This is a genomic window from Pseudonocardia tropica (assembly GCF_040105315.1).
GTDB lineage: Bacteria > Actinomycetota > Actinomycetes > Mycobacteriales > Pseudonocardiaceae > Pseudonocardia > Pseudonocardia alni.
In genome coordinates, this window is sequence record NZ_JBEDNP010000006.1 from 89,966 (window position 1) to 116,237 (window position 26,272).

Sequence of the window (26,272 nt, forward strand, 5' to 3'; positions counted from 1 at the left end):
GGATGAGCACGACCCCCGTCCGCCGCGCCGCCGTCCTCGGTTCCCCGATCGCCCACTCGCTCTCGCCCGCCCTGCACAACGCCGCCTACGCCGCGCTCGGGCTGACCGGCTGGTACTACGACCGGCACGAGGTCGACGAGGCGGGCCTGGCCGGGTTCGTCGCCGGGCTCGGCCCGGAGTGGGCGGGGCTGTCGCTGACGATGCCCCTCAAGCGGGTGCTGCTCGACGTCGCCGACCACGTCGCGCCGGGGGCGGCCGCGATCGGCGCCGGCAACACCCTGGTCTTCGAGGGCACCGGCGCGACCGCGCACAACACCGACGTCACCGGCATCGCGCGCTCGCTGCGCGCCGCGGGCGCGGGCGGCGGGCGCGCCGTGGTGCTCGGGGCGGGCGGGACCGCGCAGGCCGCCGTCGCCGCGCTGCACGACATGGAGGTCGACGCCGTCGACGTCCTGGTCCGCGACGCCGGGCGGACCTCCGCGCTGCGCGGGACGGCCGAGCGGCTCGGCACCGAGGTGACGGTGCACGCGGTGCTCACCGACCCGCCCGCCGCGGCGCGGCTGCTCGAGGGCGCCGACGCGGTCGTCTCCACCCTCCCGGCGGGGGCGGCCGACGCGCTGGCCGGTGCGCGCTGGCGGCCGGGGACCGTGCTGCTCGACGCCGTCTACGCGCCGTGGCCGACGGTGGTCGCGGGCGGCGCGGCGGCGGCCGGGGCGCGGATCGTGTCCGGCCTGGAGATGCTGCTGCAGCAGGCGGTCGCGCAGGTCGAGCTCATGACGGGGCGTCCCGGTCCGGAGGCCGCCATGCGCGAGGCGCTCGACGCGGCCGTGCTCGCCCGCAGCTGAACCCCGCAGCCCGGCGGCGCCGCGGCCCGGGTCGCGCCGCTCAGGCCGGGGTCCGGGCCGCGGCGGCCCGGCCGGCGCGGCGCCGCGCCGGCGCCCACGGCGTGCGGCCCCACGGCGTCGCGACCGAGGCCCAGGTCATGAACAGGAACGCGGCGATGTTCAGCGCCGCGCCGGTGACCAGCGCCCCGCCGACCGGGCTCGTGGTGTCCCCCGCCGCGAACGCCGCCACGCTCTGCTCCACCCACACCCCCACCGCGAGGGTGCTCCACACGATCACCGCGACGGTCAGCACCAGCTTGACCAGCACCCACCAGTACCGGGTCAGGCCCCACGGGCTCGCGAGCGCGACGACCACCCCGCTGACCAGCGCCGCGAACGCCAGCGGGATGACCAGCCACCGGTCGACGACGTCGACGAACCGGTACGCGGCGGCCGCCGTGGCCGGGTCCGCACCCAGCGCGACGCCGGCGAGCACGACGTTCGCCGCGCCCGCACCCATCCACCCCACCGACACCGCGACGTGCACGAAGACCAGCCACTGCCGCACCCGTTTCCCCACCCGCGCCATGCTTCGAGAATAAGGCACCTGATATTTTTCGGCGAGCGGAGCGCCGCGGGCGGGACGACCATGGCGGTCGTGGAGGACAGGAGCTGTGTGGTCTGCGGGCGGCGGATCGAGTGGCGGAAGAAGTGGGCCGACGACTGGGAACAGGTGCGCTACTGCTCCCAGGGCTGCCGCAGGCGCAAGATCCGCCCGGTCGACACCGAGCTGGAGTCGGCGATCACCGGGCTGCTCGACCGCAGGAAGGGCGGGGCGACGATCTGCCCGTCCGAGGCGGCCCGCGCCGTCGACCCCGACGGCTGGCGCGACCTCATGGAACCGGCGCGGAGTGCCGCGCGCCGGCTCGTCGACGCCGGGCGGGTCGAGATCGTGCAGTCCGGCCGGGTCGTGGACCCGTCGACGGCGAGGGGCCCGATCCGGATCCGCCGCGTGCCCGGCTGAGCGCCGTGCCAGGCTGAGCCGGTGCCCCGCGACACCTACACCCACGGCCATCCTGGCGTCGTCGTCCGGTCGCACGCGGCCCGCACCGCGGAGAACTCGTGCGCCTACCTGCTGGACCGGCTCACGCCCGGCACCAGCCTGCTCGACGTCGGCTGCGGCCCCGGCAGCATCACCGCCGACCTGGCCGAGCGGGTCGCGCCCGGCCGGGTCCGCGGGGTCGAGGTGGTGCCCGGACCGCTGGAGCAGGCCCGCGCCGGTGCCGCCGCCCGCGGCCTGGACGTGGAGTTCGCCGTCGACGACGGCTACGCCCTGTCCGACCCGGACGGCACCTGGGACGTCGTGCACGCCCACCAGGTGCTCCAGCACGTGTCCGACCCGGTCGCGGTGCTGCGCGAGATGGGCCGGGTCGCCCGACCGGGCGGCCTGGTCGCCGCCCGCGACGCCGACTACGCCGGGTTCCACTGGTGGCCGCAGGACCCGCGGCTGGACCGCTGGCTGGAGCTGTACCGGGCCGTCGCCCGCGGCAACGACGCCGAGCCCGACGCCGGACGACGGCTGCTCGGTTGGGCGCACGCGGCCGGGTTCGCCGAGGTGACACCGTCGGCGTCGGTCTGGTGCCACGCGACCCCGGAGGCCCGCGCCGCCTGGGGCGGGATGTGGGCCGACCGCATCCACACCGGCGTCGGCCGGACGGCCGTCGAGCGCGGCCTGGCCGGGGGGTCCGAGCTGGACGGGATCTCCGCGGCGTGGCGGGAGTGGGCGGCGCACCCCGACGGCTGGATCGTCATCCCGCACGGCGAGGTCCTGTGCCGGGTGCCCGGCTGAGCGGGCCGGTGCGGGTCAGGCGCGGCGGTGCAGCGCGACCACGTAGTCACCGCCGGACCAGGGTGCACGGTCCCAGGTGGACCATCGCGCGACCGGGTCGAGCCCGGCGGCGGCGCACCAGGCGTCGTGGTCGTCGGGGGTGGGCCAGCCCGGCTGCGTGGCGAACCCGGCCAGCAGCAGGCCGCCCGGACGCAGGTGTCCGGCACAGCCCGCGACCACCCCCGCGCGGTCCCCGGCGTAGGGGATCACGTTGCCCGCCAGCACGACCAGTCCGAACCGCTCGGGCAGGTCCAGGCTCTCCAGGCCGGTGGTGACCCAGCGCAGCGCGGGCGCCTTGGCCCGCGCCGCGACGATCATGTCCGGGTCCGGGTCGACGCCGACGACCGCGACACCCCGCCGGTCCAGCTCGATCGCGACGCGGCCGGTGCCGCAGCCGCCGTCGAGGACGGGGCCGTCCCCGCGCAGCGCGCAGACCAGGTCGGCCTCGCCGTGCGGGTTCTGCCCGGCCGCGGCCATCGCCGCCCACCTGCGGTCGTAGTCGCCGAGGTCGACCCGGCCGCGCCAGGCCGCCCAGTCCCCGGGGTGCCCGTCGGGGCCCGGCTCCCCGGGGTCGGCGGGGAGTCCGCTGTGGTCGGACGGGGCGGGGTCGTGCGGGGCGGGGTCGGGCGGGGCGGGGTCGGGCACCCCCGCAGGTTAGGCGGCGACCCCCGAAACCAGCCGACCGCGCAGCCACCGGCCGACGCCCGCCCCGCGCAGGCACGGGTGGAGCACCACGACGGGCTCGGGCACGCCGGTGTCGGTGCCGAGCAGCGCGGCCACACCGACCAGGTCACCGGCGGCGGTGCGCAGCAGCAGCGCCGGTCCGGCGACGGGCGCCAGCAGCCCCGCGAGGTCGGCGGCCGTCCAGTCCACGGCCGGTTCCCCGGCCAGGCAGGTCCGCAGCAGCACGTCGAGCTCGGCGGTCTCCTCCCCCGACGCGGGTTCCGCGACGAGCTCGGCCCCGCCGGGCAGCAGCACCGTCGCCCGGGGCGGCGGGGTCGCCGCGCCCGCGCGCAGGAACGCCTCCCCGCGGGCCCGCTCGGTGACGGTGAACGGCGCCCAGTCCCGGCAGGCCAGCACCGGGGGGCCGGACGGGGCGGTGAGCTCCAGGACGTGTGTCCCGGCCGCGACCGGGCCGGTGCCGACCTCGTCGGCGTGCAGGAGCGCGGCGAGGCCGTCGAACACCCCGTCGCGGCCGCGGGCGGCGGCCACGAGGTCGAGCGCCCGGGTGGGGCCGTCGACCAGCTCGTGCGGGTCGGCCGGGGTGACCTGCACGGTGTCCGGGCCGGACCCGCGCAGCCGTCGCCGGATCACCCGCGACAGCCGGTCCGCGGTCACCCCGCCGCCGACGAGCATCTCGTCGACGACGGTGCCCGCGTCGCGGCCGTGCACCGACAGCGACAGGATGTTGCCCCCGACCTCGGCGACGGCCGCGGTGAGCCGGGCCAGCGCACCGGACTCGTCGGGCAGCCGGACGCGGACCTTGAGCAGCGGCGCCGGTCCCGGCTCGGCCACGGCGCCGAGGGCCGCCGGGTCGAGGGCCGCCGGGCCGGGATCCGTCGAGCCCGGGTCCGCGGCGTCGACGACCCGCAGCACCGGCGGGACGCACGGGCCGTCGACGAGGGTCTGCCCGGGCCCGACGGCGGGGTGCCCGGCCGCACGCAGCGCGGCCCACATCGTCACCTGGTTCGCGGTGAGCACCGGCTTGCCGAGCTCGCGCTCCAGCACGGCGATCGCGTCGTAGGTGGGCAGGTTGGTGCAGGAGACGAAGACCGCCTGCGCGTCGGGGTGGTCCGCGGCGCGCACGGCCGCGGCGACCTGCTCCGGGGTCGTCGTCCAGATGTGGCCGAGCAGGCCCAGGCCGTGCCGGGCGACGGTGTCGACCCCGGACCCGGCGAGGAAGTCGGCGAGCAGTTCGGTGAGGTCGTCGACGTAGGGAGTGGCGACGGCGAGCCGGGTGACCCCCAGCTCGGCGCACGCCGCCACCAGCGACCCCGCCGTCGTGACCGCCGCCGGCGCGCCCGCTCCCAGCACCGCCTCGCGCAGCGCGGCCTCCCCCGCCACGCCACCGACGAAGCTCCCCGAGGTGCACGAGTACGCGACGACGGCGGGCCCCGGGGCCAGCACGTCGCCGGCGGCCCGCCGGACCATCGCCGGGTCGGAGATCAGCCGGGCCTGCGCGGCGTCGGCCGGGGTCGCGACGAACGGCGTGCGGGTCACGTGCAGGGTGACCCGCTCGGGGACCCACCGCCACATCTCACGGTCGAGGGCGAAGTCGTACGGCACGACCACACCCACCCGGTCCCGATCCCGCGGGGACGACAGCTCACCCATACCGGCCTCCATGACGCAACGATCACCGTACATCGTTGCCGCCACGGGTCGCGGCGGTTTCGCGATGGTGAGGACGCCCGCCGGAGGCCGTGTGGGTACTGCCCGTTCTCGATCGTCCTGCCGTAAGGATGCCAGCGGTGGCGGCTCCGTGACCTCCGTGCCACGCCGACCGGCGCCTGCGGTGCGCCGAGTGCGCTACGCCCCGGCCCGGCCGCGCGGGTCGGACTCCGGGCGCGTCGCGACCGCCCGCAGGAACGCCTGGGCCCGGGCCACCTCGGTGACGGTGAACGGGGCCGCCCGCCGGGCGACGAGCCGGGTGCCGTCGGGCGCGGTCAGCTCCAGGTCGTGCACGTCGCGCGCGCCCGGCTCGTCCGGGCCCGGCGTCCGGACGTCCGACGCGCCGAGCAGCGCGGCGACCCCGTCGGCGGGGCTCTGACCGGCGGCGACGATGTCCAGCGCCCGGGTGGGCGGGTCGACCAGGTCGTGCGGGTCGGCGGTCATGACCAGGACTCCGCCCGCGGGGGCGGCCCCGCAGACCGCCACCGACAGCTCGCCGACGCTGCACGGCCCGGACACCAGCAGCTCGTCGACGACGGAGTGCGCGTCCTGCCCGTGCACCGACAGGGCGAGGATGTTGCAGCGCACCTGCGCCAGCGCCGCGGTCAGCCCGGCCAGCGCACCGGGTTCGTCGGGCAGCCGCACCCGCACCCGGTAGAGGCCGTTGGTCGTCCCGGGATCGGTGCTCATCGCCACCAGCCTGCGGGACCGATGTTGCGGCCCTGTGTCGGGGCGGTGTCGGCTGCGTCGCGGCCGGCGCGCCGGTCCGCCGGGCACGTCGGCCACGCGGGTCAGCCGCAGACCGCCCCGTCGGCGGCCGACGACACGAGCTTCGCGTACTTGCCCAGCACCCCGCGCCGGTTCGTCGGCTCCGGGCACGTCCACTCCGCGCGCCGCCGCTCCAGCTCGGCGGGCTCGACGCCGATGTCGATCGTGCGCGCCTTCATGTCCAGGGTGACCGTGTCGCCGTCGTGGACGAGCGCGATCGGTCCGCCGTCGGCGGCCTCGGGCGAGACGTGCCCGACGCACAGCCCGGTCGTCGCACCGGAGAAGCGGCCGTCGGTGACCAGCAGGACGTCCTTGCCGAGGCCCGCGCCCTTGATCCGCCCGGTGACGGCGAGCATCTCCCGCATCCCGGGCCCGCCGCGGGGGCCCTCGTAGCGGATCAGGACGATCGTTCCGGGCCCGATCTCCCCGGCGTCGACCGCGTCGAGCGCGCCCTGCTCGCCGTCGAAGACGCGGGCGGTACCGGTGAAGGTGGCGGCGTCGAACCCGGCGGACTTGACGACGGCGCCGTCGGGCGCGAGCGAGCCGCGCAGGATCGTGAGGCCGCCGGTGGGGTGGATCGGGTCGGCGAGGTCGTGGATGACCGAGCCGTCGAGGCCCGGCGGGTCGAGCTCGGCGAGGTTCTCCGCGACCGTGCGACCGGTGACGGTGCGGGCGTCGCCGTGGATCAGGCCCGCGTCGAGCAGCGCCTTCATCACCACCGGCACGCCCCCGACCTGGTCGACGGCGTACATGAGGTGCCGTCCGAACGGCTTGACGTCGGCCAGGTGCGGGATCCGGTCGCCGACGGTGTTGAAGTCGTCCAGGGTCAGCGGCACCTCGGCCTCGCGGGCGATGGCGAGCAGGTGCAGCACCGCGTTGGTGGACCCGCCGAAGGCCATGACGACCGCGATCGCGTTCTCGAAGGCCTCGCGGGTCAGCACCGACCGCGCGGTCAGGCCCTGCGCGATCATCCCGACCACGGCCTCGCCGGAGGCGCGGGCGACACCGTCGCGACGACGGTCCACCGCGGGCGGGCTGGCCGAGCCGGGCAGCGCCATCCCCAGCGCCTCGGCGGCCGCGGCCATCGTGTTCGCGGTGTAGAAGCCGCCGCAGGCGCCCTCCCCCGGGCACATGGCCCGCTCCAGGGTGTCGAGCTCGTCGGGGGTGATCAGGCCGCGCGCGCACGCCCCGATGCCCTCGAACGCGTCGCCGATGTTGACCTCCCGGTCACCGACCCGGCCGGGCATGATCGATCCGGCGTAGACGAACACCCCGGCGAGGTCGAGCCGGGCCGCGGCCATCAGCATCCCGGGCAGCGACTTGTCGCAGCCGGCCAGGAGCACCGTCCCGTCGAGCCGCTCGGCCTCGACGACCGTCTCCACCGAGTCGGTGATGATCTCCCGGCTGACCAGCGAGTAGTGCATGCCCCGGTGTCCCATCGAGATGGCGTCGGAGACCGAGATCGTGCCGAACTCCATCGGGTAGCCGCCCGCGGTGTGCACGCCCTCCTTCGCCGCGGTCGCGAGCCGCTGCAGCGACAGGTTGCACGGGGTGATCTCGTTCCAGGACGAGGCGATGCCGATCTGGGGCTTGGCGAAGTCGTCGTCGCGCATGCCGACCGCGCGCAGCATGCTGCGGGCGGCGGTGGCGCCGATGCCGTCGGTGACCTGGTGACTGCGGGGCTTGCGGGAACTGGTGGTGGCCATGCGCGCTCCTCGGCCGGACTCCGGTGTCGGGACGGGGCCGATCCTCCCGTACATCACCGGCACAGGCCCGTTTCCAGCCGCAACAGATCGCCCGTCCGGGCGTATCGGTTGCTACGAGTGATCGTTGGACCCTCCGGCAGCACCGTCATTCATCCGAGAGGACCCGAGCGACACTCATGGCGCACACGAACGAACCGACTCCCCGTGCCACGCGCCGGGTGCGTCACCGCCGCGCGCTGGTGGTCGCGGCCACCGGGCTGGTCGTCGGGCTGGGTGCCGCGGGTACCGCGGTCGCCGCCGGCACCGGCTCCGGTGTCGCCGGCACCCCGTGCTCGGCGACGGCGACGGCCTGTGTGGACCTGGAGACCCAGCAGGCGTGGCTGATGAAGGGCGGGAAGGTCACCTACGGTCCCGTCGACGTCGCCACCGGCGGGCACGGCACGGAGACCCCGACCGGGGACTTCGCCGTCTACGACAAGGACCGCGAGCACCACTCCGCCGAGTTCGACGGCGCCCCGATGCCCTGGTCGGTCTTCTTCGCCCCCGGCGGCATCGCCTTCCACGAGGGCGACCGCGGCTCCGGGTCCGCAGGCTGCGTGAAGATGCGCAACCAGGACGCGACGGTGTTCTTCGGCAAGCTGGCGCAGGGTGACCGGGTCGAGGTGCGCTGACCCTCCCCAACCGACGACAGGGGCCCCGCGATCCGCGCGGGGCCCCTGTCGTGTGCCGTGTGTCAGCGGGCGACGGCGTTGTCCCGGTCGCGACGCACGTTGGCCTTGCGGCCCTTCAGCGTCGTCGCACCGCGCAGCGAGCGCAGCACGTCGTCCGCGGCGTGCTCGGGCACCTCGACCAGCGAGTGGCGCTCGTGGATCTGGATGGCGCCGATGTCGCGGCCGGACAGCCGGGACTCGTTCGCCAGCGCACCCACGATGTCCTGCGGGCGCACACCGGAGGCACGGCCCGCCGAGACGAACAGGCGGGTCGCCCCGGCCTTCGGCGGACGGGCGCCCTGACCACGGGCACCGCCCGGACGGCCGTCGCGGTCGCGGCGCGGGCCACGGTCGCCGGGGCCGCTGTCACGGCCACCGCGCGAGCGGACCTGCGGGATCTCGATCTCGTCGTCGGGCACCGAGTTGCCTGCGCGGGCGAGCCGGATCGCGGCGGCGGCGATCGAGGCGAGGTCGTGGTCGCGGGCCAGCTCGACGACGAGCTGCTCCACGCCGTCCTGCGGCGGGGTGTCGGCGTCCTGACCGGCCTGCTCGCGCAGGGCCAGCGCGGTGCGGGCCAGCCGCACGGTGCGCAGGTCCTCCGGCGAGGGCACCGGGGCGCCGGCCACCGAGGACCCGATCAGCCGCTCGATGTTGCGCAGGTGCCGCACCGACCCCGGGGTGACCAGGGTGATCGCGACGCCCTCGCGTCCCGCCCGGCCGACCCGGCCGATGCGGTGCACGTAGGACTCCGGCGACGACGGCACGTCGTGGTTGACCACGTGGGTCAGCGAGTCGATGTCGAGACCACGGGCCGCGACGTCGGTGGCGACCAGCAGCTCGGTGCGGCCGGCGCGCAGGCGCTCGACGACCCGGGTGCGGTGCTCCTGGTCCATGCCGCCGTGCAGCGCCTCGGCGCGCAGACCGCGCGCGGTGAGGGTCTCGGTGACGGCGTCGACGTCGGCGCGGGTGCGGCAGAACACGATCGCCGCGGTCGGCTGCTCCATCTCGAGCACCCGGCCCAGCGCGACGGTGACGTGGCTGCGCGGCACGTGGTAGGCGGTCTGGCGGACCCGCGGGGCCTCGCCCTCGGGCGTGGCCTCCCTCTTGATCCGGATGTCGGTCGGGTCGCTCAGGTGGGTCCGCGCCAGGCTCTGGATGCGGCCCGGCATGGTCGCCGAGAACAGCACGGTCTGGCGGCCCCGCGGCGTCGCGCCGAGGATCGTCTCGATGTCCTCGACGAAGCCCATGTCGAGCATCTCGTCGGCCTCGTCCAGGACGGCGACCTCGATCGCGTCCAGCGCGAGCGCACCGCGGTTGACCAGGTCGATCGCCCGACCCGGGGTGGCGACGACGATGTCGACGCCGCGCCGCAGCTGACCCAGCTGCGGGCCGATCGGCGCGCCGCCGTAGACGCAGGCGACGGTCGCGCCGAGCGCGGCACCGTACTTGGCGACCGCCTCGCCGACCTGCATGGCCAGCTCGCGGGTCGGGGCGAGCACCAGGCCGAACGGCTTGGTGCCGCGCGAGCGGGAGGTGCGGCCGTCGGCCAGGCGCTGCAGCATCGGCAGCGAGAACGCGGCGGTCTTGCCGGTACCGGTGGCGGCCTGGCCCAGCAGGTCGCGCCCGGCGATCAGCGGGCCGATCGCGGCGGCCTGGATCGGGCTCGGCGAGGCGTAGCCCAGCTTCTCGAGGGTGTCGAGCAGCTGCGGCGCGAGGCCCAGGTCGGCGAAGGTCGGGCCGGCGGGGGTGTCGTCGACGGGCTCGTCGGCGGTGTCCGCGTCCTCGGTGTCCGCGTCCTCGGCCACGTCGCCGGAGGCGGTGCTCTCCCCGGCGGCGGTCGTGTCGGGGGTGGTGGCGGCGTCGGCGATCTCGGGGTCGAGCTCGGCGGCGGCGTCGGTGTCCGTCATGGCGGCGGAAGTGGTGATCTCGTCTCCGGAGTCGTTCAGGTCGGGGTGCTGGTCCAGCAGAATGCTCACTCGGTCCTCAAATGGCGCGCGCAGGGGGGTGCGCTGTGTCGTCGGGCGGCTCTCGCCCGCTCTCCCAGCCCGCCAGGCCCGCGTGCGGCATCTCGATCCAGATGATGTGCCGGTGAACCCAGACCTCCGGGGCTCGCGGCCGTGCGTCGTCGCCGACGGCCGTCGATCGACCAGTGTGCCATGTCCCGGTGCGGTCCGTTCGTCGGGTCCCGCGTGACCGACACCACCGATGCCCCTGGTCACGCCCCTCGGCGCGGCCCCGGGGAGATCACCGAGCCTGGTCGGGTGACGGCGGCCCTCTCCGGCGCCGCGACCCGGCACCCGGCGAACCTGCGTGATCTCGGTGGTCTCCGCACGACGGACGGCTACCGGGTACGGCACGGGTGCTCTACCGGTCCGACGCACCCCGCCCCGGCCACCCGCGCGACACCCGGGCCCTCGACCTGCCCGGGGGATCGCCGTGGCCGGCACGGACCGGAGCGGGACCGTGGCCGGGGTGGACGCCCTGCGCCGCCTCGCCGATCGGCTACCGGAGCCGGTCCTCCCGCACCGACCGCGACCGGGCCCCGCGCACTCGGAGTGCGCGGGGCCCGGTCGTCGTGCGGGATCGGGGCTCAGGACTTGCCGAAGCCCGCCTTGCGCAGCGCCTCGGCCATCGCGTCGTTGGCGGGTCCGCGGTCCTGCCGGCCGCCGCCGGAGCCGCCGCGACCGCCCTGGCCACCGGAGCCGCCGCGTCCGCCGCCCTGACCACCGCGGCCGCCGTCGCCGCGGCCACCGTCGCGGCCACCGCGGCCGCGCTCGCCGCCGCCCTGGCCGCGTCCGCCGCCCTGGCCACCGCCCGGACCGCGCCCGCCGCGCTCGCCACCGTCGCGGCCGCGGCCGCCCTGGCCGCCGCCCTGGCCCTGGCCGGGCCCGCGGGACCGGCCACCGCGCTCGCCGGCGCCGGGCTCGTCGTCCAGACGCAGGGTCAGCGAGATCCGCTTGCGGGCCTCGTCGACCTCGAGGACCTTCACCTTCACCACGTCGCCGGACTTGGCGACGTCGCGCGGGTCGGAGACGAAGTCCTTGCTCATCGCGCTCACGTGCACGAGGCCGTCCTGGTGCACCCCGACGTCGACGAACGCGCCGAACGCGGCCACGTTGGTGACGACACCCTCCAGCAGCATCCCCGGCCGCAGGTCGGAGATCCTGTGGACGCCCTCGGCGAAGGTCGCGGTCCGGAACGCCGGCCGTGGGTCCCGGCCGGGCTTCTCCAGCTCGACCAGGATGTCGGTGACGGTCGGGAGCCCGACGCCGTCGTCGACGTAGTCCTTGGGCTTGATCTGGTGCAGCCGGGCGGCGTTGCCCAGCAGCGCGGACACGTCCAGCGTCGTGCGCTCCACCATCCGCCGGACGACCGGGTAGGACTCGGGGTGCACGCCGGTCACGTCCAGCGGCTCGTCGCCGCCGCGGATGCGCAGGAAGCCCGCGCACTGCTCGAACGCCTTGGGCCCCAGCCGCGCGACGCCGGTCAGCGCGGTCCGGTTCCGGAACGGCCCGTTCTCGTCGCGGTGGGCGACGATCGCGCCGGCGAGGGACTCGGAGATGCCCGAGACCCGGCGCAGCAGCGGCGCGGACGCCGAGTTCACGTCGACACCGACGGCGTTCACACAGTCCTCGACGACCGCGTCGAGCGAGCGCGACAGCGACGACTCGGGCAGGTCGTGCTGGTACTGCCCGACCCCGATCGACTTCGGGTCGATCTTGACCAGCTCCGCGAGCGGGTCCTGCAGGCGCCGCGCGATGGACACCGCGCCGCGCAGCGAGACGTCCATGTCGGGCAGCTCGGCCGAGGCGTAGGCCGACGCCGAGTACACCGACGCGCCGGCCTCGGACACCGTCACCTTGGTCAGCTTCAGGCCCGGGTTCGCGGCGATGAGCTCACCGGCCAGCGCGTCGGTCTCCCGCGAGGCTGTGCCGTTGCCGATCGCGATCAGCTCGACGGAGTGCTTCGTGCACAGCGCGGCGAGGGTCTTCAGCGACCCGGCGCGGTCCTTGCGGGGCTCGTGCGGGTAGATCACCGCGGTGTCGACGACCTTGCCGGTCGCGTCGACGACGGCGACCTTGACCCCGGTGCGCAGGCCCGGGTCGAGGCCGAGGGTGGCGCGGGTGCCGGCGGGGGCGGCGAGCAGCAGGTCGCGCAGGTTCGCCGCGAACACGCCGATCGCGCCCTCCTCGGCGGCGGTGCGCAGCCGGACCCGGATGTCGATGCCGAGCGCGGTGAGCAGCCGGGTCCGCCACGCCCACCGGACGACGCCGAGCAGCCAGGCGTCGCCGGCGCGGCCGCGGTCCGCGACGCCGTACTCGGCGGCGATCAGCGCCTCGTAGGGGTTCGGCTCGTCGTCGGCGACGCCGGCGTCGAGGGTGACGTCGAGCGCCTCCTCGGACTCGCCGCGGAAGGCCGCGAGGATCCGGTGCGAGGGCAGCGTCGTGAACTTCTCGGCGAAGGCGAAGTAGTCCGAGAACTTGGCCGCGGCCTGATCGTTCTCCTTGCCCTCGCGGACCGTGGTGACCAGCCGCCCGTGCGCCCACATGCGCTCACGCAGGCCGCCGACGAGGTCCGCGTTCTCCCCGATCCGCTCGACCAGGATCGAGCGGGCGCCCTCCAGCGCGGCGCCGGCGTCGGCGACCTCGTCGGTCACGTAGGCGGCCGCCGACGAGTGCGGGTCGAGGGTCGGGTCGGCGAGCAGCGCGTCGGCCAGCGGCTCCAGGCCCTGCTCGCGGGCGATCATCGCCTTGGTGCGGCGCTTGGGCTTGTAGGGCAGGTAGATGTCCTCGAGCCGGGCCTTGGACTCGGCGGCGAGGATGGTGGCCTCGAGGGACTCGTCGAGCTTGCCCTGCGACCGGATGGAGTCGAGGACGACGGTGCGCCGCTCCTCCAGCTCGCGCAGGTAGCGCAGCCGCTCCTCGCACGTGCGGAGCTGGGCGTCGTCGAGCCCGCCGGTGACCTCCTTGCGGTAGCGCGCGATGAACGGGACCGTCGAGCCGTCGTCCAGCAGGGCCACCGCGGCCCCGACCTGGTCCGGCCGGGCGCCGAGTTCGTCGGCGATCCGCTGGTTGATCGAGCGGTGCTGCTGGATGTCCGGGGGTGCCGTGCCTGTCACCGCCCCATCGTGGCGAACCGTGTCGCGGCCGCCACCGCCGGGTGGGGGGTCGGTCGCCCGGCCGTCCGCGCGCTCACCCGCACGACCGCACGACGGTGTCCGACACACGACGGAGAAAACGGTGGGTGAGCGCCCGCTCACCCGTGCCGGACTGCCGCCCGTGGCTCGCTGTGGTTCATGGCCCCGAGGGCGGAGGACCGTCCGCGGCCGACACGGCGAGCCCGGTCGCGAGCGCGCCCACCATCCGGCTGTACAGGTCGGGCGCGACCTCGCCCGGTGCGCCCAGCCGGTACTCCCGGACGAGCCCGTGGAACAGCGCGATCATCGCCACCGCGACCTCCTCGTCCGGCACGCCCAGGTCCACGCCGGTGCGCTCGCGGCTGCGGGCGACCATCGCCGCGGCCTCGGACCGGACCCGGCGGTGGTGGGCGGCGACGGTCGCGCGCAGCGCCGGAGTGCGCATCGCCGCGGCCCAGCTCTCGGCGTCGAGCAGCGTCGACGGGCGCGAGCCCGCCGCCTGCAGCAGCACCGACTCCAGCGCGGCCAGCCCCTGCTCCACACCCGCGTCGAGCCCGGCCCGCACCCGTTCCAGGTCGTCGTCCAGGTAGTCGGTCATCAGCGCCCGGAACAGGTCCTGCTTGCTGCCGAACCGGCTGTAGATCGAACCGACCGACACACCCGCGACCCGGGCGATCTCGTCGACCGACGCGCCGTCGTAGCCGCGTTCGGCGAAGACGTCCGCCGCCGCGCCCAGCAGGGCCGTGCGGGTGCGCGCCACACCGTCGTCCCGCGTCTCCCGGCGCCGACCCCCCGGCGTCGCTCCTGGCACGTCGTCCCCTCTCCGCTCACCCCGCACAGGAGACCCCGTGCTCCGCGTACTGCCGACGTCCGTCCGTGCCGCGGTGACCGCCACCGGGGCCGGTGCCGGCATCGGCCGCACCTGTGACGACGACCGCCGGATCGGGGGTGCCCGCGCCCACGTCGCCGCGCCCGCCGACCGCCGACGTGCCGTTCCACCCGCGGTCGCCCCGGGCCCGCCCGCCGGGTTCTCCGGTGACCGGCTGCGCGCCGACCTGCGGTACGGCCCGACCCGGCTCGTCCTCAGGATCCCCGACGAGGTCTACACCGTCGGCGACGGCGGTGTCGTCACCGCCGCGTTCACCCTGTCCGTCGGGGTGGGCCCGGTCGGGCTCACCACCGCATGGGTGCACGAGACCGTCCGCCGCGAGGACGACCCGATCCGCGGGAGCGTCGCCGACGTCCGGGAGCTGACCGCTCCGGACACCCCGGTCGGCGCCGGCCCCGGACGGGTCGTCTCCGACCTCGCCACCCGGCTGCCCGCCGGGCCGTCCGGCCTGGTCACGCGGGCCGCGGGCGCAGCCGACGGGCCGTGAGCCCGGCCCGCGGCTCACCTCGCCGGTCCGCGGCACCCCGGACACGGGTGCCGCGCGACGTCACGGGGTGCCGCTGCCGCGGCTCACCAGGTGACCGGCAGCGCCCGCACTCCCCCGGTGACCTGCTCGGCCCGCACGTCCAGGTCCTCCGGGGCGACGGCCAGGCGCAGCCCCGGCAGCCGCCGGAACAGCCGCGCGAACACCGTCGCGAGCTCGGTGCGGGCCGGGCTCGCGCCGATGCAGAAGTGGCCGCCGTGGCCGAATGACACGTGCGGGAGGTCGCCACGGTGACTCCCTCGTCGTCACGATCCCAGGAACTCGAACGATAGCCCTCTATCGTTTCACCGCGCAACCAGTGGTGTCCCGCCGACGCGCGGACGTCCGGCCGGGGGACGATGCTGTCGTCATGGCGTCACGGAAGCGCGTGCATCGTGCGGCGGCCGGTGCGGCTCTGCTGCTCCTCGTGGCGGGCTGCGCGGCGGCCCCGGACGACGGACCGGCGGCCCCGGGGCGCGCGGGCACCCCGGTCCGGTTCGCCGAGCCGCTGCCGCCCCCGGCCGAGCCGGGCGTCGCGCCGCCGGTCACCGGCACCCCGCCCGGCCGGGTCGTCGAGGTGGGTGCGATCCCGGAGGGCATCGTCGCCGACGGTCCGACCCGCCGCGTCGCGGTCGGGGTACGGCAGCCCGACCGGCTCGCACTGCTCGACGCGGACACGGCCGCCGTCGTCGGGCAGGTGCCGCTGCCCGGCGTGCTGCGCCACCTGCAGCTGGCCGCCCCGGGCGGGCCGGTGCTGGTCCCCAGCGAGAGCGCGAACGGGCTGCTGCGCGTGGCCCTGCCCGACGGCCGGGTGACCTCCGAGGTCATGACCGGCCCGATGGCGCACGACGCGACGGAGACCGCCGCCGGGACCGTGTTCGTCGCCAACGAGGCGGGCGGCAGCGTGTCCGTGGTCCGCGACGACCGGGTGGTGCGCCGGCTGACCGACGTCACCCAGCCCGCCGGGCTCGCCCCGGTCGGCGACCGGGTCGGGCTGATCGACGTCCGCGAGAACACCCTCACCGTCTACGACGCCGCGACCGGCGACGGCATCCGCGAGCTCCCGGCCGGCGACGGCCCGACCCACCTGGTCGCCGACCGGCACGGCCGCATGATCGCGACCGACACCCGGGGCGGGCACCTGATCGTCTTCGACCCGGCGGGCACCCCGGCCGAGGTCGCACGGGTGGACCTGCCCGGTGAGCCCTACGGGATCGCCTACGACCCGGTCCGCGACCGCGTGTGGGTCACCGCGACCGGGACGAACCTGCTCGTCGGCTACGACATGACCGACCCGACGCCGCGGGAGGTGGCCCGGATCCCCACCGTGCGGCAGCCGAACACCGTGGCGGTCGACCCGGACACCGGACGGCTGTTCGTCACCGGCACCGCCGACGGTGTCGTGCAGGTCGTCGACGGGCCCGCCTAGGAGCGCGCGGAGCTCACGGGCGGACCCCGAGGGCCGGCAGCAGCACGTCGTCGCAGACCGACCGCAGGTACCCGGCGTCGGCGACGGCCGACGGCCCGTCCAGCAGCGTCGGTGCCACCACCGCGCCCGCCAGCAGGTACGGCAGGTGCCGGGCCGCGGGCGGGTCGGCGGGCAGCTCCCCGCGGGCGACGGCCCGCACCACCAGCGCGCGCAGCGCCTCCACCTGCGGCAGCAGCCGCGAGGACAGCGCGGCCGGCAGCGCGGGGTCGCGCTGCCCCGCCCCGGCCAGCCCCAGGACGATCGGCACGTCGACCCGGGCCCGCGCGGCCAGCTGGTCGACGACCGCCGCGAGGTCCCCGGCCAGCGACCCGGTGTCGATCCGGTCGATCGCGAGCGGGCTGCCCGCCGAGACGGCCTCCACCACCAGCGCGGCCTTGTCGCCCCACTGCCGGTAGAGCGTCGCCTTGCTGGTGCGGGTCGCCGCGGCGACGGCCTCGACGGTGGTCGAGGAGTAGCCGCGTTCCGCGACCAGGTCACGGGTCGCGGCGAGCACCTCCCGGCGGCGCTCGTCGGGGAAGCGGCTGGTCACTCGCGACGCAGGAAGAACAGGAACGGGTGGGTCAGGCCGCGCATGTCCATGGCACCGAGGACGGTGTCGTCGTCGACGCGGCGGAAGACGTCGTGGATCGGCAGGTCGTCGTAGCACATGGTGGCGCTGGCGACCCCGCGGTACTCGGTGGTCCGCAACCGTGCCTTCGGGGCCCGGGTCGCGAGCGCGGGACCCGCGGTGCGGGCGATCCGCGCGAGGGTCGCGTGGCGCAGGGCGGCCGGGTGGCGCAGCAGCGCGGGCAGCGGGACCAGGGCGGGGTTGAGCGAGAACCGGCCGCCGCGGGGGTGGTCCATGACGAGCGGGTGGACGTCGTCGACGCCGTCGAACCGCTTGCCGTGCCAGCCGAAGCGTCCCAGCAGCCCGTCCATCGGGTTGCCGGTGGGGATCTCCCCGCCGGACCAGTCGCCCAGCATCTCCTCGACGCGGACGGCGGGCAGCGCGTCGAAGAACCCGAGGCCCTCCTCGGGCGTGGCGCCGTGCGCGAGGTGGCGCAGCGTGTCGGCCGGTGCGGTGCTGGTCATCGCGTGCTCCCCATCGAAACGGCGGCGTTTCGATGGAGGGTACCGGGTCAGCGCAGGGCGGAGCCCTTCGTCTCCGGCAGGGTCAGCACCGCGACGAAGGAGATCACCGCCCCGACGGCGACGTAGACGAAGAACAGGATCGCCAGGTCCGCCTCCTGCAGCGAGGCGATGACCAGCGGCGCGGTCCCGCCGAACACGGCGACGGTCAGGTTGTACCAGGCGCCGATGCCCAGGGCGCGGACCTTCGTCGGGAACAGCTCGCTCATGATCGCCGGCGCGACCGAGGTCATCGCCGTGTAGAGCCCCAGCCCGACGACGAACACGACGAACATGTTCCAGAATCCGGGCCCGATCAGGAACGACAGCGGCACGACGAGCACCGCGGTGGCCGCGGACCAGACCAGCATCTGCGGCTTGCGGCCGTACCGGTCGGCGGCGGCCCCCATCGGGTACTGCAGGAGCACGAAGATCGCCGTGGCGATCGACAACGCGAGGAACACCTCCGTCGCGTCGGCGCCGCGGGAGCGGGTGGCGAACGGGGTCAGCGCGGAGAAGAACGTGTAATAGCAGAGCGTGTGCAGGATCGTGAAGCCCACGAGCTGCGCGACCGCCTTCGGGTGCTCACGCAGGGTCAGCATCAGCGGGTTGCGGATCCGGGCTGCGGACTCCTTGTTGTCCTCGAACTGCTCGGTCTCGCTCATCTGGCGGCGCATCCAGAGCCCGACGATGCCGAGCACCCCGCCGAGCAGGAACGGGATCCGCCAGCCCCAGGCGGCCAACTGGTCCTCGGTCAGGTTCGCCGCCAGCACGAACCCGGTGAGCGAGGCGAACAGCACCGCGGTGCCGGTGGAGATGTAGAAGAACGACGAGTAGCGCCCGCGCCGCTCGCGCGGGGCGATCTCGGCGAGGTAGGCCGAGGCGTTGGAGACCTCACCGCCCAGCGACATGCCCTGCGCGATGCGCGCGAGCAGGAGCAGCACCGGCGCGAACCAGCCGATCATCGCGAACGTCGGCAGCAGGCCGATGACGAACGACCCGCCCGCCATCAGCAGGATCGTCATCAGCATCGCGGTCCGGCGGCCCCTGAGGTCGGCGAACCGGCCCAGCAGCAGACCGCCCAGCGGCCGGAAGAAGAAGGCGAGCGCGTAGGTCGCGAGCGTCGAGATCAGCGCCAGCGCCGCGTTCTTGGGCGGGAAGATCTGCGTCGCGAAGTAGATCGAGAACGTGGCCTGCGTGTTGCTGACCTGGTCATGCTGCGGGTTCAGGGTTGCTGACCTGCCGATTAACCGTTGGCGGGCGTTGGCTGACGACGGACCGAGACGGACCTCTTGCGGACTGTCCGCGGACTGCGGACCAACCCACCGAGCACGCGGTCCGCCGCGATGTCGGCACATCCCCGACCCCACATCAGGCGGCCCCGGGCCGGCGCAGGAACGCCGGTGCCCCCGGGCCTTGATCGGACTACGGAGGTCCGACCCATGCAGAACTCTCCCACCCCCGCTGGTGCGTCGTGAGTGCCCGCCGAAGGCGACTGACCATCCCGGTGGCTGACTGGACTCGACCACTCTGGGCACGCCGGACGGTGCACACCGCGGCTGGCGGACTGCGGCACATGCGGCCTGGTTCGCGTGTGCAGGCGGCGTCCCCTCGTGCTCAGGTCGAGACGGCCGCCGTCGTCACCGACACGATCACTACCTCGGGCTCGGCGGTCGTGGTCTCCCGGTCCGCGCCGGTGATCGAACTCGGTGGGATCTCCCTGTCGCCGGCCAACGCGCGACGACTCGCCGCTGTGCTGGTCGAGCTGTGCGACGCCGTGCTCGACGAAGGGGCCGGCCCCGGGGTCCAGGTCGTCCCTGCCGATGCCTGGACGGATGCGCAGCGGGGGCCCCAGTGGTGAGCGCCGCGCTGTTGATCCTGGGCCTGGTCATCGTGCTGGTGCTCGCCGCGGCGGTCGGCTACGCCGCGGCCGAGGTGTCCTGCCGGGCCCGGTGGCGCCGCGCGGCCCGGACGGGCTCGATCCCGCTGCGGGCCCGCCACGCCGGCCCCCGGCGGTCCGGGCACGGCCGCCGGTGACCGCGCTGATCGTGGCCGTGGTCGCCGCGGTGGGGCTGGCGGGCCTCGCGCTGGAGCGGTGGGCGGCCCACCGGCTGCACCGGATCCGCCGGGCCCGCTACCGCGGGTGGAGGCGCTGACCGGCCGGTGACACGAGGGCGCCGCCCGACCCGGGATCCTCGTGGTCCCGGGCGGGCGGCGCGCATCGGCTCCCAGCGGCACCCTCGTCCCGTCCTGCCCTGTTCCCCCGGGACGGGGTGTCGCACTCCTGAACGATCAGGGCTTGAACTTGACCTTGACGAACCCGGTCGGCTCGTCGACCGCGAGGGCGACGGCCTCCTCGGTCAGGGTCGTCACGATGTTGTTCTTCATCTGCGAGTACGGGTCCACCAGCACCCGCGGGTCCCAGCCGACGACGAACCGGGCCGCGGCCTCCCACGCCCCGACCACCGCCGTCCCGGCCGCGACGGCCGGCGTCACGTAGACGTCCATGCCGTGCAGGTCCAGGCGCAGCCGCGACTCCGGGGACTCCCCGGACGCGCCGACCGCGCCGCCGAACACCGCCACGACGTCGGCGGGGTTGATCGCGGCCAGGTTCGGCGCCGCCCCGACGTCGGAGCCCAGCACCACCGCGGCGGCGGCGAGCAGGGTGTCCGCGAACGGCGTCGACGCCGCGGCCCCGGTGATCGACCCGATCCCGGTCGTGGCGAGCACGGTCTGCACGAGCAGGAGGTCCTCGCGCTTGGCGATGAGCGCAGCGTGCTTCTGGCGCAGCCGCACCTCCAGCGCCGACACCGACTCCAGCGCCTGCCGCGTGGCGTCGGTGTGCACGGCGATGACCTGCGGGGTGGACAGGCCGGGGGTGATCGCGTCGTACTCGGGCTTCTTCGTAGCCTCGGCCGCGACGTCCGCCGCGCCGGCGTTGAACACCGGGTAGACGACGTCGGTGACGCCCTGGACGCGCTGCACGCCGAGTCGGGCGGCGACGGCGAGGCGGCGCGGCTCGCGGGTCTCCCGGGGCACCAGCGCGACGTTCACGTCGGCGGTGTCGTCCACGGTGACCGCCGCGCGCTCGTGCTCGCCGCCGCCGCGGGGCCGGTCGGCGACGGTGAGCCGGAGCGGGCGCTGCTCGGCGACCGCGCGGTGGAGCTCGACGATCTGCTCGTGGGTCGGCATGAGCCGCGGCGCCATCGGCGGCATGGCGTCCTCAGCGTGGACCAGGCGCCCGTCGAGCGTCTGCCGCGGCTCACCCTGGGCCAGCTCGCCCGACAGGGTCGCGACCTTCGCGCTGCGCTCGTGAGCCTCGATCTCGGGGGCCAGCTCGTCGTAGAGACCGCGGCCCTCCTCGGTGCGCTCGTTGATCGTGCGGACCTCGTCGGGGGTCAGGTCGCGGGCCTCGTTGCCGGCGCGCGTCTGGATCTCCTCGATCGAGCTGCGCAGCGTCTGGTAGCGCTCCAGCTTCGCCTTCAGGTACGGGTTCATCGGGTCTCCACGCAGGGGAACGACACGGGTGTGGTGTTCCGGCGGGGAGCGCTCACTCGACCCGACCGCGATGAACGTGCGCCCCGGGAGCGAGCACTCGACCAGGATGCGACGTTCGGGCGGCATCGTTGCACACCCGCGCCCCGCCACGCGAGACCGCGGCCCCTCAGCGCCGTTCTGCGCCCGGCCACGCTGATCCCCGGCACCCGCCCACCCTGACCGTGTCCGCGGCCCGTCGGCGAGCCGCTGGCCGTACGCGCGACGGTCGCCCCGCGTGATCGGAGGGAGAGACTTGACTGGGTAAGGGGTCAGCCGGTGACCCCCCGCCCCGGAAAAACTGGATCATCGCCACCAGGCGCGGACGTTGGGCTTCGGGTCGGCGACGCGTCGCCCTGCGGTGGCGCGGTTGCAGGCGGGGTGCTCGGGTCCGCGGTAGCGGCCTCGGTGGTGGTCGTCGTGGCCGAGGTCCCAGGGTGTGCCGGGTTCGATGAGGTGTCCGCATCGCCAGCACTCGACGAGGCCGGCCGCGACGCGTGGTGCCCAGCTCGCTCGCATGCGTTGGTGTGCTGCCCCGTAGCCGCGTGCGGTGGTGTTGCCTCGCCTACCCATCGTCGGTGCTCAGGGCCAGCAGCTCGGCCCGGAGGTCGTCGCGCATCTCGGGCCAGTCCTCGTGGTCGACAGAGTCCACGAGCATGTGGGCCAGGCGGTGCGCGACGTGGGCGGCGTGGTGGGGGTCGGGGTCGTGGAGCAGCAGCACGGCGGCGTCGGTGCCGCAGTGCTCGGCGGGTCCGGACGCGGCGAGCAGCAGGGCCAGGGCGCCGCGCTGGTCGTCGTCGTGTCCGGTCACCGCTGCTGCCCGTGGTCGCCGTCGCTGTCCAGGGTGGACGCGTCGTCGGGGACGCCGTGACCGAGCTGGAGCAGCAGCGTGCGGGCGTCGGCCTTGGCGTCGACGGGGGTGCCGTCGTGCTGGAGCAGGTCCCGGGCGCGGGCGCGGAACAGCTCGTGGGCCTCGTTGCGGCTCGGGCCGTCGGGGTGGCCGCGGAGCAGGACGATGACGCGCAGGGTGCCGGGGCGAGTGCGGGTGTCGGGGCCGCCGGCGACATCGGCGGTGACGACGATGCGCTCGAATGCGGTGGAGACGTAGTCGGCGAGGGCGTCGCGGACCTCGTCCTCGGGGACCTGGGCGAGCATCCGGTGAGCGGTGGCGATGAGGTGTTCCTCGATCAGGTCGGTGAGGCGTCGGGGAGTGGGGCGGCTGGTCGTGTCGGTCATCGGTCCTCCGTTGGGCGGTGGGTGGGCGGGGTGTCTCGTAGTCCGTGCGTCTCGTCGTCTCGCCTCTCGCCTCCCTATAGGGAGGCGAGACGATGAGACGCGCTAGAGATTCGGGTGAGACGGAGGCGAGACGGCGATGAGACGATTCGGGGTGCACCGCCGTGACCTGCAAGGATCGCGAACGGCCGTCTCATCCGGTCGTCTCGTCGCCGTCTCATCGGCATGATCCACAACCCCGTCCGTCTCATGCTCTGATGAGACGGAATCGGACACGTCACGACAGGGTCTCCGAATCGGGTCGGTCCGGCCCGAACAACGCCGGTCCGGCCACCACGTACCGCGAGACCTTGCCCGTGCTCACGTCCCGGATGCGGCCCTGAGCGGCCAGCTTCGGGACGGCCCGGTACACCTGCGCCCGGCTCACCCCGGCGTCCACCGCCAGGTCCCGAATCTGTGCCCGGGTCAGGCCCTCGATGCCGGCGCACTCGGCGACGATCGCGGCCACCTTCGCCACCGTCGCGGACGTCTCCTCGGGCTCCGGCCTGCCGTCCGCGGCGACCGCGACCAGCGTGCTCCGCTGCGCCGTCGTCGCCTCGGGCATCGCCTCGGCCGACACCGTGTGCGGCACCAGCTTCAGGTAGTGCTCGCAGCCGTCGGGGACGTCCTTGTGCTTCTCGCACGTGATCGTCGCGCGGTTCGCCTCGGACGCCATCCGCAGGTCCGACCAGACCGCGCCATCCCACGCGTTCGAGCCGCGGCCCGCCGTGCCGTTGCGGCCGGAGTGGTGCACCGGCAGGACCGTCGTCCCGGTCTCGGCGATCAGCGCCTCCACCGCGGCGATCGCGCGGCCTTGCTCGGTGCTGGAGTTCTCCTCCAACCCGACCGTGCACCTCGCCCGGGTGTCGAGCACCAGCAGCGACGCGCCCACGTCCCGGCAGATCGCCAGAGCCTCGGCGACGTCGACGTTGTGGCCGAGCTGCACCGGGACGTCCAGGACGTATAGCCGGTCCTCGAGCACAGCCGGCGCGATGCCGGTGAGCTCGGCCCACGCGAGGATCCGGGCCCGGAGCCCGGTCGCGCCCTCGGCGGCGACGTAGACGACCGGGCCGGCGGAGTCGTCGACGGCGTGGCCCTCGAACGAGACACCGGCCGCGACCGAGCAGGCCATCCCGACGGTCACGAACGACTTGTACGAGCCCGGCGCCCCGGTGAGCTGCGCGAGGGTCCCGCGGTAGAGCAGGCCGTCAACCAGCGGCCGGACCGGGGGCAGCGACGCGAGCCCGGACAGCGTCCGTAGCCGGCTGCGCAGCGGCGCCCTGGCCGGGGCTGCGGCCGGTTCATCGTCGGCAGGCGGCGGTTCCTCGGGTGGCGGGACGTCGTCCGGCCTGGACGGCGCGACCGCCGTGAGCGCGATGTCGCTGTCGTGCACCAGGGCGCCGCAGCCTGGGCACGTCGAGTACGCGCCGTCGTGGTCCCGGCCCCGGCGGTGCCGGCACGGCCGCGCCGCGGTCACCGGGCCGCCCCGCACGAGCAGCCGCGCCCGGCCGCGACCACCCGGGCCGGGACGTCGACCCGGTAGCCGAGCGCGGCCAGGTGCGCCCACGCCGCGCGCCACGAGTCGACCTCGCGGGCGGTCGGCTCGTCGGCGGGTCGGTCGTGCAGGGGGTCGGCGTGGCCGTTCTCGAGTACGGGGCATCGCACAGCCGCCGCTCGCCGGCGGCGCAACGCGGCCACGAACTTGCACGTTCCCGCGCTACCCTCCCCGCGTCCCGACCCCTTCGTGGACGTGTTGTTCTCGCCGGCCCCGCGGTTCGCGCCCGCGGGGCCGACGTGCGTTCGTCGTTCGTTCCTGGGCACGCTGGCCCGCCCTTCGGTGTCTGGCCCGGCTACAGCCGGACAGGGGGAGCGCTCGGCGGCAGGGTCGGGGAACCCACCGAGGCTGTGGTTGTGCTGCTGCGTCAGCTCGCGCGAGAGGTGGGGTCGGCGTCGCGCTGCTCGGCGATCCATCGCTCGACGTCCTCCCGGGAGTAGACGACGGCGCGGCCGATGCGGAACGACCGCGGGCCCTCTCCGAGGTGCCGCCAGTAGCGCAGCGTCGACGTCGGGCGACGCAGCACGTCCGCCACCTCGGCGGTCGTCATGAGCGTGGTCTGGTCCATCGCGGGCCCTCTCCGATCACTGCACGCGACCAACGCGCGTGCTTGGTGGTTGCGAGCATCGATGGCGCACGCTGGACGACGCAAGCCAAGTCGGATACGGTCCTCTCCGCATTAGACAAACGCTCACGTTGGAGATGATCGGATGCCGAAAGTCGGACCACCTCGCACGATCCGTGCCGAAGCCAAGCTGGCCCGGATGCTGCGGTACTGCCGGGAACGCGAGGGCTGGAGCTACGAAGGAACGGCACGCCGAATGACCGACGTCGGGTGCCCGATGCAGGGCACGACGGTCTACAAGATCGAGCGTCAGAACCCGCCGCGTCGCATCACCGTCGACGAGCTGGCGGCGTTCGCCCTGATCTTCGACCTGCCCGCCACCGAGCTGATGCAGTCACCGCAGGAGGTCGAGGACTCCGTGCTGATGTCCTTGCTCGCACGCGCGGTCAAGGTCCGCCGGCTCGCCGAGGCTTCCATGCTCGACTGGCTCGCGGCCCAGCGCGACGTTGGGGGTCACATCGCTCGTTGCGCTCGCGACACGAACATGCTTGCCGGGGCTCTCGCTGCGCTCGACACACCCGAGTTGGACAGCGTCGCGTGGCCCGCCGGCCCTCAGGCGCACCTCGCGGCCAACGGACAGATCGAGCGGTGGGACCCGACTGACGACAGCCACGACGAAGACACCCCGGCGATGCCGCTGACCGACGTCGAGTCCGTCCGATCGTGGCTGGACGGACCATGAGTTCCATCCGGAAACGCCCGAACGGCGCGTGGCGAGCGCGGTACCGCGACCCGGACGGCCGGGAGCACGCTCGCCACTTCGCCCGCAAGGTCGACGCGCAGACGTGGCTCGATGAGGCCACCGCGGCCATCGTCACCGGGCAGTACGCCAGCCCCGCCGCGGGCCGGGTCACGCTCGGCGAGTTCTACCGGCCGTGGGCGGCACGGCAGGTGTGGGCGCCGGGCACCGCGAAGGCCGTCGACCTCGCGGTTCGCGACTCCGGACTCGACGGCGTCGCGCTCGGGACGCTGCGCCGGTCGCACATCGAGGCGTGGGTGAAGCGGATGGACGGCCGCGGGCTGGCCGCCAGCACCATCCGCACGAGGGTCACGAACCTGCGCGTCGTCCTGCGCGCCGCCGTCCGCGACCGGGTCATCCCGTCCGACCCGGCCGACGGCGTGACGCTCCCCCGTCGCCGACGCCGCGACGCTGCGATGACCATCCCGACCCCGGCAGAGGTCGGGGCCATGCTCGCCGCGGCCGGTCCGTTCGCGGTGGCGGTCGCCCTGGCCGCGTTCGCCGGTCTCCGGGTCGGCGAGATCTGTGGGCTCCAGGTCGGCGACGTCGCATTCCTGACTCGCGCCATCCGGGTGCGCCGTCAGGTCCAGCGGGCGGGCGGCGGGGAGGCCAGTGTCCGTGCACCGAAGGCCGCCAGCGAGCGTGACGTGCACGCCCCGGACGAGCTGATGGCGCTGCTCGGCCGGCACGTCGGCGAGCACCGGCCGGGGTCCGACCCCGCGCGATGGTTGCTGGTCACCGACGACGGGCGACCGCTGACGCAGGACACGGCGCGGCACCTGTGGGACGCGACCCGCGCCGCGGCGGAGGAAGCCCGGGTCGCCGCGCTGCGCCCTGGGGCCGACTCTGGCATGCCGCTGTCCGGGCACCGGTTCCACGACCTGCGGCACTACTACGCCAGTGGCCTGATCGCGTCCGGGTGTGACGTGGTGACGGTGCAGAGGGCGCTCGGGCACGCCTCGCCGACCATCACCCTCAGCACGTACGCGCACCTCTGGCCGTCGGCCGAGGACCGAACACGCACCGCCGCAGCCGGACTGATGACGGCGGCGCTCGCCGCGGGCGAAGCGCGCGCGGACTCCTTGCGGACTGGCGAGGCGTGACGTGCCGCTGAC

Annotated in this window: 28 protein-coding genes and 1 pseudogene; 11 read left to right on the top strand and 18 right to left on the bottom strand. The window is 75.1% G+C overall.

What is annotated here, in order from left to right:
* Positions 1–2 precede the first annotated feature (2 nt).
* Positions 3–845 (top strand): shikimate dehydrogenase, encoded by an 843-nt coding sequence (locus tag WHI96_RS12015; RefSeq protein WP_345654647.1) that lies wholly within the window; start codon positions 3–5, stop codon positions 843–845.
* A gap of 40 nt (positions 846–885) precedes the next feature.
* Here WHI96_RS12015 and WHI96_RS12020 read toward each other — a convergent pair whose 3' ends face one another.
* Positions 886–1,413, bottom strand: coding sequence for a hypothetical protein (locus tag WHI96_RS12020; RefSeq protein ID WP_349302379.1), 528 nt, complete (start codon positions 1,411–1,413; stop codon positions 886–888).
* Positions 1,414–1,473: 60 nt separating this feature from the next.
* Between WHI96_RS12020 and WHI96_RS12025 the strand changes: the two genes are divergently transcribed.
* Together WHI96_RS12025 and WHI96_RS12030 are read left to right on the top strand one after the other, a co-directional pair.
* Complete coding sequence (locus WHI96_RS12025; protein WP_425571586.1) at positions 1,474–1,848, top strand: DUF3253 domain-containing protein; 375 nt, start codon at positions 1,474–1,476, stop codon at positions 1,846–1,848.
* A 21-nt stretch (positions 1,849–1,869) separates the two neighbouring features.
* The gene (locus WHI96_RS12030) at positions 1,870–2,673 is read left to right on the top strand and encodes a methyltransferase domain-containing protein (protein WP_345644629.1); all 804 of its coding nucleotides are present in this window, start codon (positions 1,870–1,872) and stop codon (positions 2,671–2,673) included.
* A 15-nt stretch (positions 2,674–2,688) separates the two neighbouring features.
* On the opposite strand, the gene WHI96_RS12035 is transcribed toward WHI96_RS12030, so the two are convergent.
* From WHI96_RS12035 to ilvD, 4 genes and pseudogenes are all read right to left on the bottom strand, one after another.
* On the bottom strand, positions 2,689–3,357 hold the full coding sequence (locus WHI96_RS12035) for a class I SAM-dependent methyltransferase (protein WP_345644627.1): 669 nt from the start codon (positions 3,355–3,357) through the stop codon (positions 2,689–2,691).
* A 975-nt stretch (positions 3,358–4,332) separates the two neighbouring features.
* A pseudogene (locus WHI96_RS27840) lies at positions 4,333–5,058 on the bottom strand (maleate cis-trans isomerase family protein); the annotation flags it as partial.
* Between the two features lie 183 nt (positions 5,059–5,241).
* Complete coding sequence (locus WHI96_RS12045) at positions 5,242–5,793, bottom strand: ACT domain-containing protein (RefSeq protein ID WP_345644623.1); 552 nt, start codon at positions 5,791–5,793, stop codon at positions 5,242–5,244.
* A gap of 101 nt (positions 5,794–5,894) precedes the next feature.
* Positions 5,895–7,577: a dihydroxy-acid dehydratase gene (ilvD, locus tag WHI96_RS12050; protein WP_345644621.1), complete on the bottom strand. Its 1,683-nt coding sequence runs from the start codon at positions 7,575–7,577 to the stop codon at positions 5,895–5,897.
* Between the two features lie 218 nt (positions 7,578–7,795).
* Between ilvD and WHI96_RS12055 the strand changes: the two genes are divergently transcribed.
* Positions 7,796–8,248 carry a L,D-transpeptidase gene (locus tag WHI96_RS12055; protein WP_345644619.1) on the top strand — a complete coding sequence of 151 codons (453 nt, stop codon included), beginning with the start codon at positions 7,796–7,798 and terminating at the stop codon, positions 8,246–8,248.
* Positions 8,249–8,310: 62 nt separating this feature from the next.
* Here the strand turns inward: WHI96_RS12055 and WHI96_RS12060 are convergent, their stop codons facing one another.
* The 3 genes from WHI96_RS12060 to WHI96_RS12070 form a co-directional block, all read right to left on the bottom strand.
* Positions 8,311–10,263, bottom strand: coding sequence for a DEAD/DEAH box helicase (locus WHI96_RS12060; protein WP_345644616.1), 1,953 nt, complete (start codon positions 10,261–10,263; stop codon positions 8,311–8,313).
* A gap of 614 nt (positions 10,264–10,877) precedes the next feature.
* Positions 10,878–13,406: a Tex family protein gene (locus WHI96_RS12065; RefSeq protein WP_349302380.1), complete on the bottom strand. Its 2,529-nt coding sequence runs from the start codon at positions 13,404–13,406 to the stop codon at positions 10,878–10,880.
* A gap of 175 nt (positions 13,407–13,581) precedes the next feature.
* Positions 13,582–14,184 carry a TetR/AcrR family transcriptional regulator gene (locus WHI96_RS12070; RefSeq protein WP_345649192.1) on the bottom strand — a complete coding sequence of 201 codons (603 nt, stop codon included), beginning with the start codon at positions 14,182–14,184 and terminating at the stop codon, positions 13,582–13,584.
* A gap of 88 nt (positions 14,185–14,272) precedes the next feature.
* On the opposite strand from WHI96_RS12070, the gene WHI96_RS12075 reads away from it, so the two are divergent.
* Positions 14,273–14,800 carry a hypothetical protein gene (locus tag WHI96_RS12075; RefSeq protein WP_345649189.1) on the top strand — a complete coding sequence of 176 codons (528 nt, stop codon included), beginning with the start codon at positions 14,273–14,275 and terminating at the stop codon, positions 14,798–14,800.
* Positions 14,801–14,883: 83 nt separating this feature from the next.
* On the opposite strand, the gene WHI96_RS12080 is transcribed toward WHI96_RS12075, so the two are convergent.
* The gene (locus tag WHI96_RS12080; RefSeq protein ID WP_345649186.1) at positions 14,884–15,069 is read right to left on the bottom strand and encodes a hypothetical protein; all 186 of its coding nucleotides are present in this window, start codon (positions 15,067–15,069) and stop codon (positions 14,884–14,886) included.
* 137 nt (positions 15,070–15,206) lie between these two features.
* On the opposite strand from WHI96_RS12080, the gene WHI96_RS12085 reads away from it, so the two are divergent.
* Complete coding sequence (locus WHI96_RS12085) at positions 15,207–16,265, top strand: YncE family protein (RefSeq protein ID WP_345649183.1); 1,059 nt, start codon at positions 15,207–15,209, stop codon at positions 16,263–16,265.
* Between the two features lie 13 nt (positions 16,266–16,278).
* On the opposite strand, the gene WHI96_RS12090 is transcribed toward WHI96_RS12085, so the two are convergent.
* Genes WHI96_RS12090 through WHI96_RS12100 form a run of 3 tightly spaced genes read right to left on the bottom strand, consistent with a single transcriptional unit; the run spans position 16,279 to position 18,790 of the window.
* The gene (locus WHI96_RS12090) at positions 16,279–16,854 is read right to left on the bottom strand and encodes a TetR/AcrR family transcriptional regulator (RefSeq protein WP_345649180.1); all 576 of its coding nucleotides are present in this window, start codon (positions 16,852–16,854) and stop codon (positions 16,279–16,281) included.
* Complete coding sequence (locus tag WHI96_RS12095) at positions 16,851–17,396, bottom strand: DUF4334 domain-containing protein (protein WP_345649177.1); 546 nt, start codon at positions 17,394–17,396, stop codon at positions 16,851–16,853. The genes WHI96_RS12090 and WHI96_RS12095 overlap by 4 nt, the downstream gene beginning before the upstream one ends.
* A gap of 47 nt (positions 17,397–17,443) precedes the next feature.
* The gene (locus WHI96_RS12100; protein ID WP_345649175.1) at positions 17,444–18,790 is read right to left on the bottom strand and encodes an MFS transporter; all 1,347 of its coding nucleotides are present in this window, start codon (positions 18,788–18,790) and stop codon (positions 17,444–17,446) included.
* A 236-nt stretch (positions 18,791–19,026) separates the two neighbouring features.
* Between WHI96_RS12100 and WHI96_RS12105 the strand changes: the two genes are divergently transcribed.
* Genes WHI96_RS12105 through WHI96_RS12115 form a run of 3 tightly spaced genes read left to right on the top strand, consistent with a single transcriptional unit; the run spans position 19,027 to position 19,588 of the window.
* Complete coding sequence (locus WHI96_RS12105) at positions 19,027–19,293, top strand: hypothetical protein (protein ID WP_345649172.1); 267 nt, start codon at positions 19,027–19,029, stop codon at positions 19,291–19,293.
* Complete coding sequence (locus WHI96_RS12110) at positions 19,290–19,469, top strand: hypothetical protein (protein WP_345649169.1); 180 nt, start codon at positions 19,290–19,292, stop codon at positions 19,467–19,469. Before WHI96_RS12105 ends, WHI96_RS12110 begins: the two co-directional genes overlap by 4 nt.
* Positions 19,466–19,588 (top strand): hypothetical protein, encoded by a 123-nt coding sequence (locus WHI96_RS12115; RefSeq protein WP_345649166.1) that lies wholly within the window; start codon positions 19,466–19,468, stop codon positions 19,586–19,588. Before WHI96_RS12110 ends, WHI96_RS12115 begins: the two co-directional genes overlap by 4 nt.
* Positions 19,589–19,724: 136 nt before the next feature.
* Here the strand turns inward: WHI96_RS12115 and WHI96_RS12120 are convergent, their stop codons facing one another.
* The 6 genes from WHI96_RS12120 to WHI96_RS12145 all read right to left on the bottom strand — a co-directional run bounded on the left by WHI96_RS12120 (position 19,725) and on the right by WHI96_RS12145 (position 24,361).
* Positions 19,725–20,930, bottom strand: coding sequence for a phage major capsid family protein (locus WHI96_RS12120; protein WP_345649163.1), 1,206 nt, complete (start codon positions 20,928–20,930; stop codon positions 19,725–19,727).
* Positions 20,931–21,531: 601 nt separating this feature from the next.
* On the bottom strand, positions 21,532–21,777 hold the full coding sequence (locus tag WHI96_RS12125; protein ID WP_345649160.1) for a hypothetical protein: 246 nt from the start codon (positions 21,775–21,777) through the stop codon (positions 21,532–21,534).
* Entirely contained in the window at positions 21,774–22,202 is a 429-nt protein-coding gene (locus tag WHI96_RS12130; RefSeq protein WP_345649157.1) for a hypothetical protein, read from the bottom strand. The genes WHI96_RS12125 and WHI96_RS12130 overlap by 4 nt, the downstream gene beginning before the upstream one ends.
* A 274-nt stretch (positions 22,203–22,476) precedes the next feature.
* Positions 22,477–23,631 (bottom strand): AAA family ATPase, encoded by a 1,155-nt coding sequence (locus WHI96_RS12135; RefSeq protein WP_345649155.1) that lies wholly within the window; start codon positions 23,629–23,631, stop codon positions 22,477–22,479.
* Between the two features lie 80 nt (positions 23,632–23,711).
* Positions 23,712–23,903 (bottom strand): hypothetical protein, encoded by a 192-nt coding sequence (locus WHI96_RS12140; RefSeq protein ID WP_345649152.1) that lies wholly within the window; start codon positions 23,901–23,903, stop codon positions 23,712–23,714.
* 257 nt (positions 23,904–24,160) lie between these two features.
* Positions 24,161–24,361, bottom strand: a complete 201-nt coding sequence (locus tag WHI96_RS12145) for a helix-turn-helix transcriptional regulator (RefSeq protein WP_345649149.1) — start codon at positions 24,359–24,361, stop codon at positions 24,161–24,163.
* Positions 24,362–24,614: 253 nt separating this feature from the next.
* Here WHI96_RS12145 and WHI96_RS12150 point away from each other — a divergent pair, with 253 nt between their 5' ends.
* Positions 24,615–25,100, top strand: coding sequence for a hypothetical protein (locus tag WHI96_RS12150; protein ID WP_345649148.1), 486 nt, complete (start codon positions 24,615–24,617; stop codon positions 25,098–25,100).
* Entirely contained in the window at positions 25,097–26,260 is a 1,164-nt protein-coding gene (locus WHI96_RS12155; RefSeq protein ID WP_345649145.1) for a tyrosine-type recombinase/integrase, read from the top strand. Before WHI96_RS12150 ends, WHI96_RS12155 begins: the two co-directional genes overlap by 4 nt.
* Positions 26,261–26,272: the final 12 nt, after the last annotated feature.

Excerpts from the sequence above, each read along its gene's own strand:
- ilvD (WP_345644621.1), bottom strand. The coding sequence starts at position 7,577 with ATGGCCACCACCAGTTCCCGCAAGCCCCGCAGTCACCAGGTCACCGAC.
- WHI96_RS12025 (WP_425571586.1), top strand. The coding sequence starts at position 1,474 with ATGGCGGTCGTGGAGGACAGGAGCTGTGTGGTCTGCGGGCGGCGGATC.
- WHI96_RS12085 (WP_345649183.1), top strand. The coding sequence starts at position 15,207 with ATGGCGTCACGGAAGCGCGTGCATCGTGCGGCGGCCGGTGCGGCTCTG.
- WHI96_RS12120 (WP_345649163.1), bottom strand. The coding sequence starts at position 20,930 with ATGAACCCGTACCTGAAGGCGAAGCTGGAGCGCTACCAGACGCTGCGC.
- WHI96_RS12155 (WP_345649145.1), top strand. The coding sequence starts at position 25,097 with ATGAGTTCCATCCGGAAACGCCCGAACGGCGCGTGGCGAGCGCGGTAC.
- WHI96_RS12100 (WP_345649175.1), bottom strand. The coding sequence starts at position 18,790 with ATGTGCCGACATCGCGGCGGACCGCGTGCTCGGTGGGTTGGTCCGCAG.
- WHI96_RS12045 (WP_345644623.1), bottom strand. The coding sequence starts at position 5,793 with ATGAGCACCGATCCCGGGACGACCAACGGCCTCTACCGGGTGCGGGTG.
- WHI96_RS12095 (WP_345649177.1), bottom strand. The coding sequence starts at position 17,396 with ATGACCAGCACCGCACCGGCCGACACGCTGCGCCACCTCGCGCACGGC.
- WHI96_RS12150 (WP_345649148.1), top strand. The coding sequence starts at position 24,615 with ATGACCGACGTCGGGTGCCCGATGCAGGGCACGACGGTCTACAAGATC.
- WHI96_RS12145 (WP_345649149.1), bottom strand. The coding sequence starts at position 24,361 with ATGGACCAGACCACGCTCATGACGACCGCCGAGGTGGCGGACGTGCTG.
- WHI96_RS12020 (WP_349302379.1), bottom strand. The coding sequence starts at position 1,413 with ATGGCGCGGGTGGGGAAACGGGTGCGGCAGTGGCTGGTCTTCGTGCAC.
- WHI96_RS12130 (WP_345649157.1), bottom strand. The coding sequence starts at position 22,202 with ATGACCGACACGACCAGCCGCCCCACTCCCCGACGCCTCACCGACCTG.
- WHI96_RS12015 (WP_345654647.1), top strand. The coding sequence starts at position 3 with ATGAGCACGACCCCCGTCCGCCGCGCCGCCGTCCTCGGTTCCCCGATC.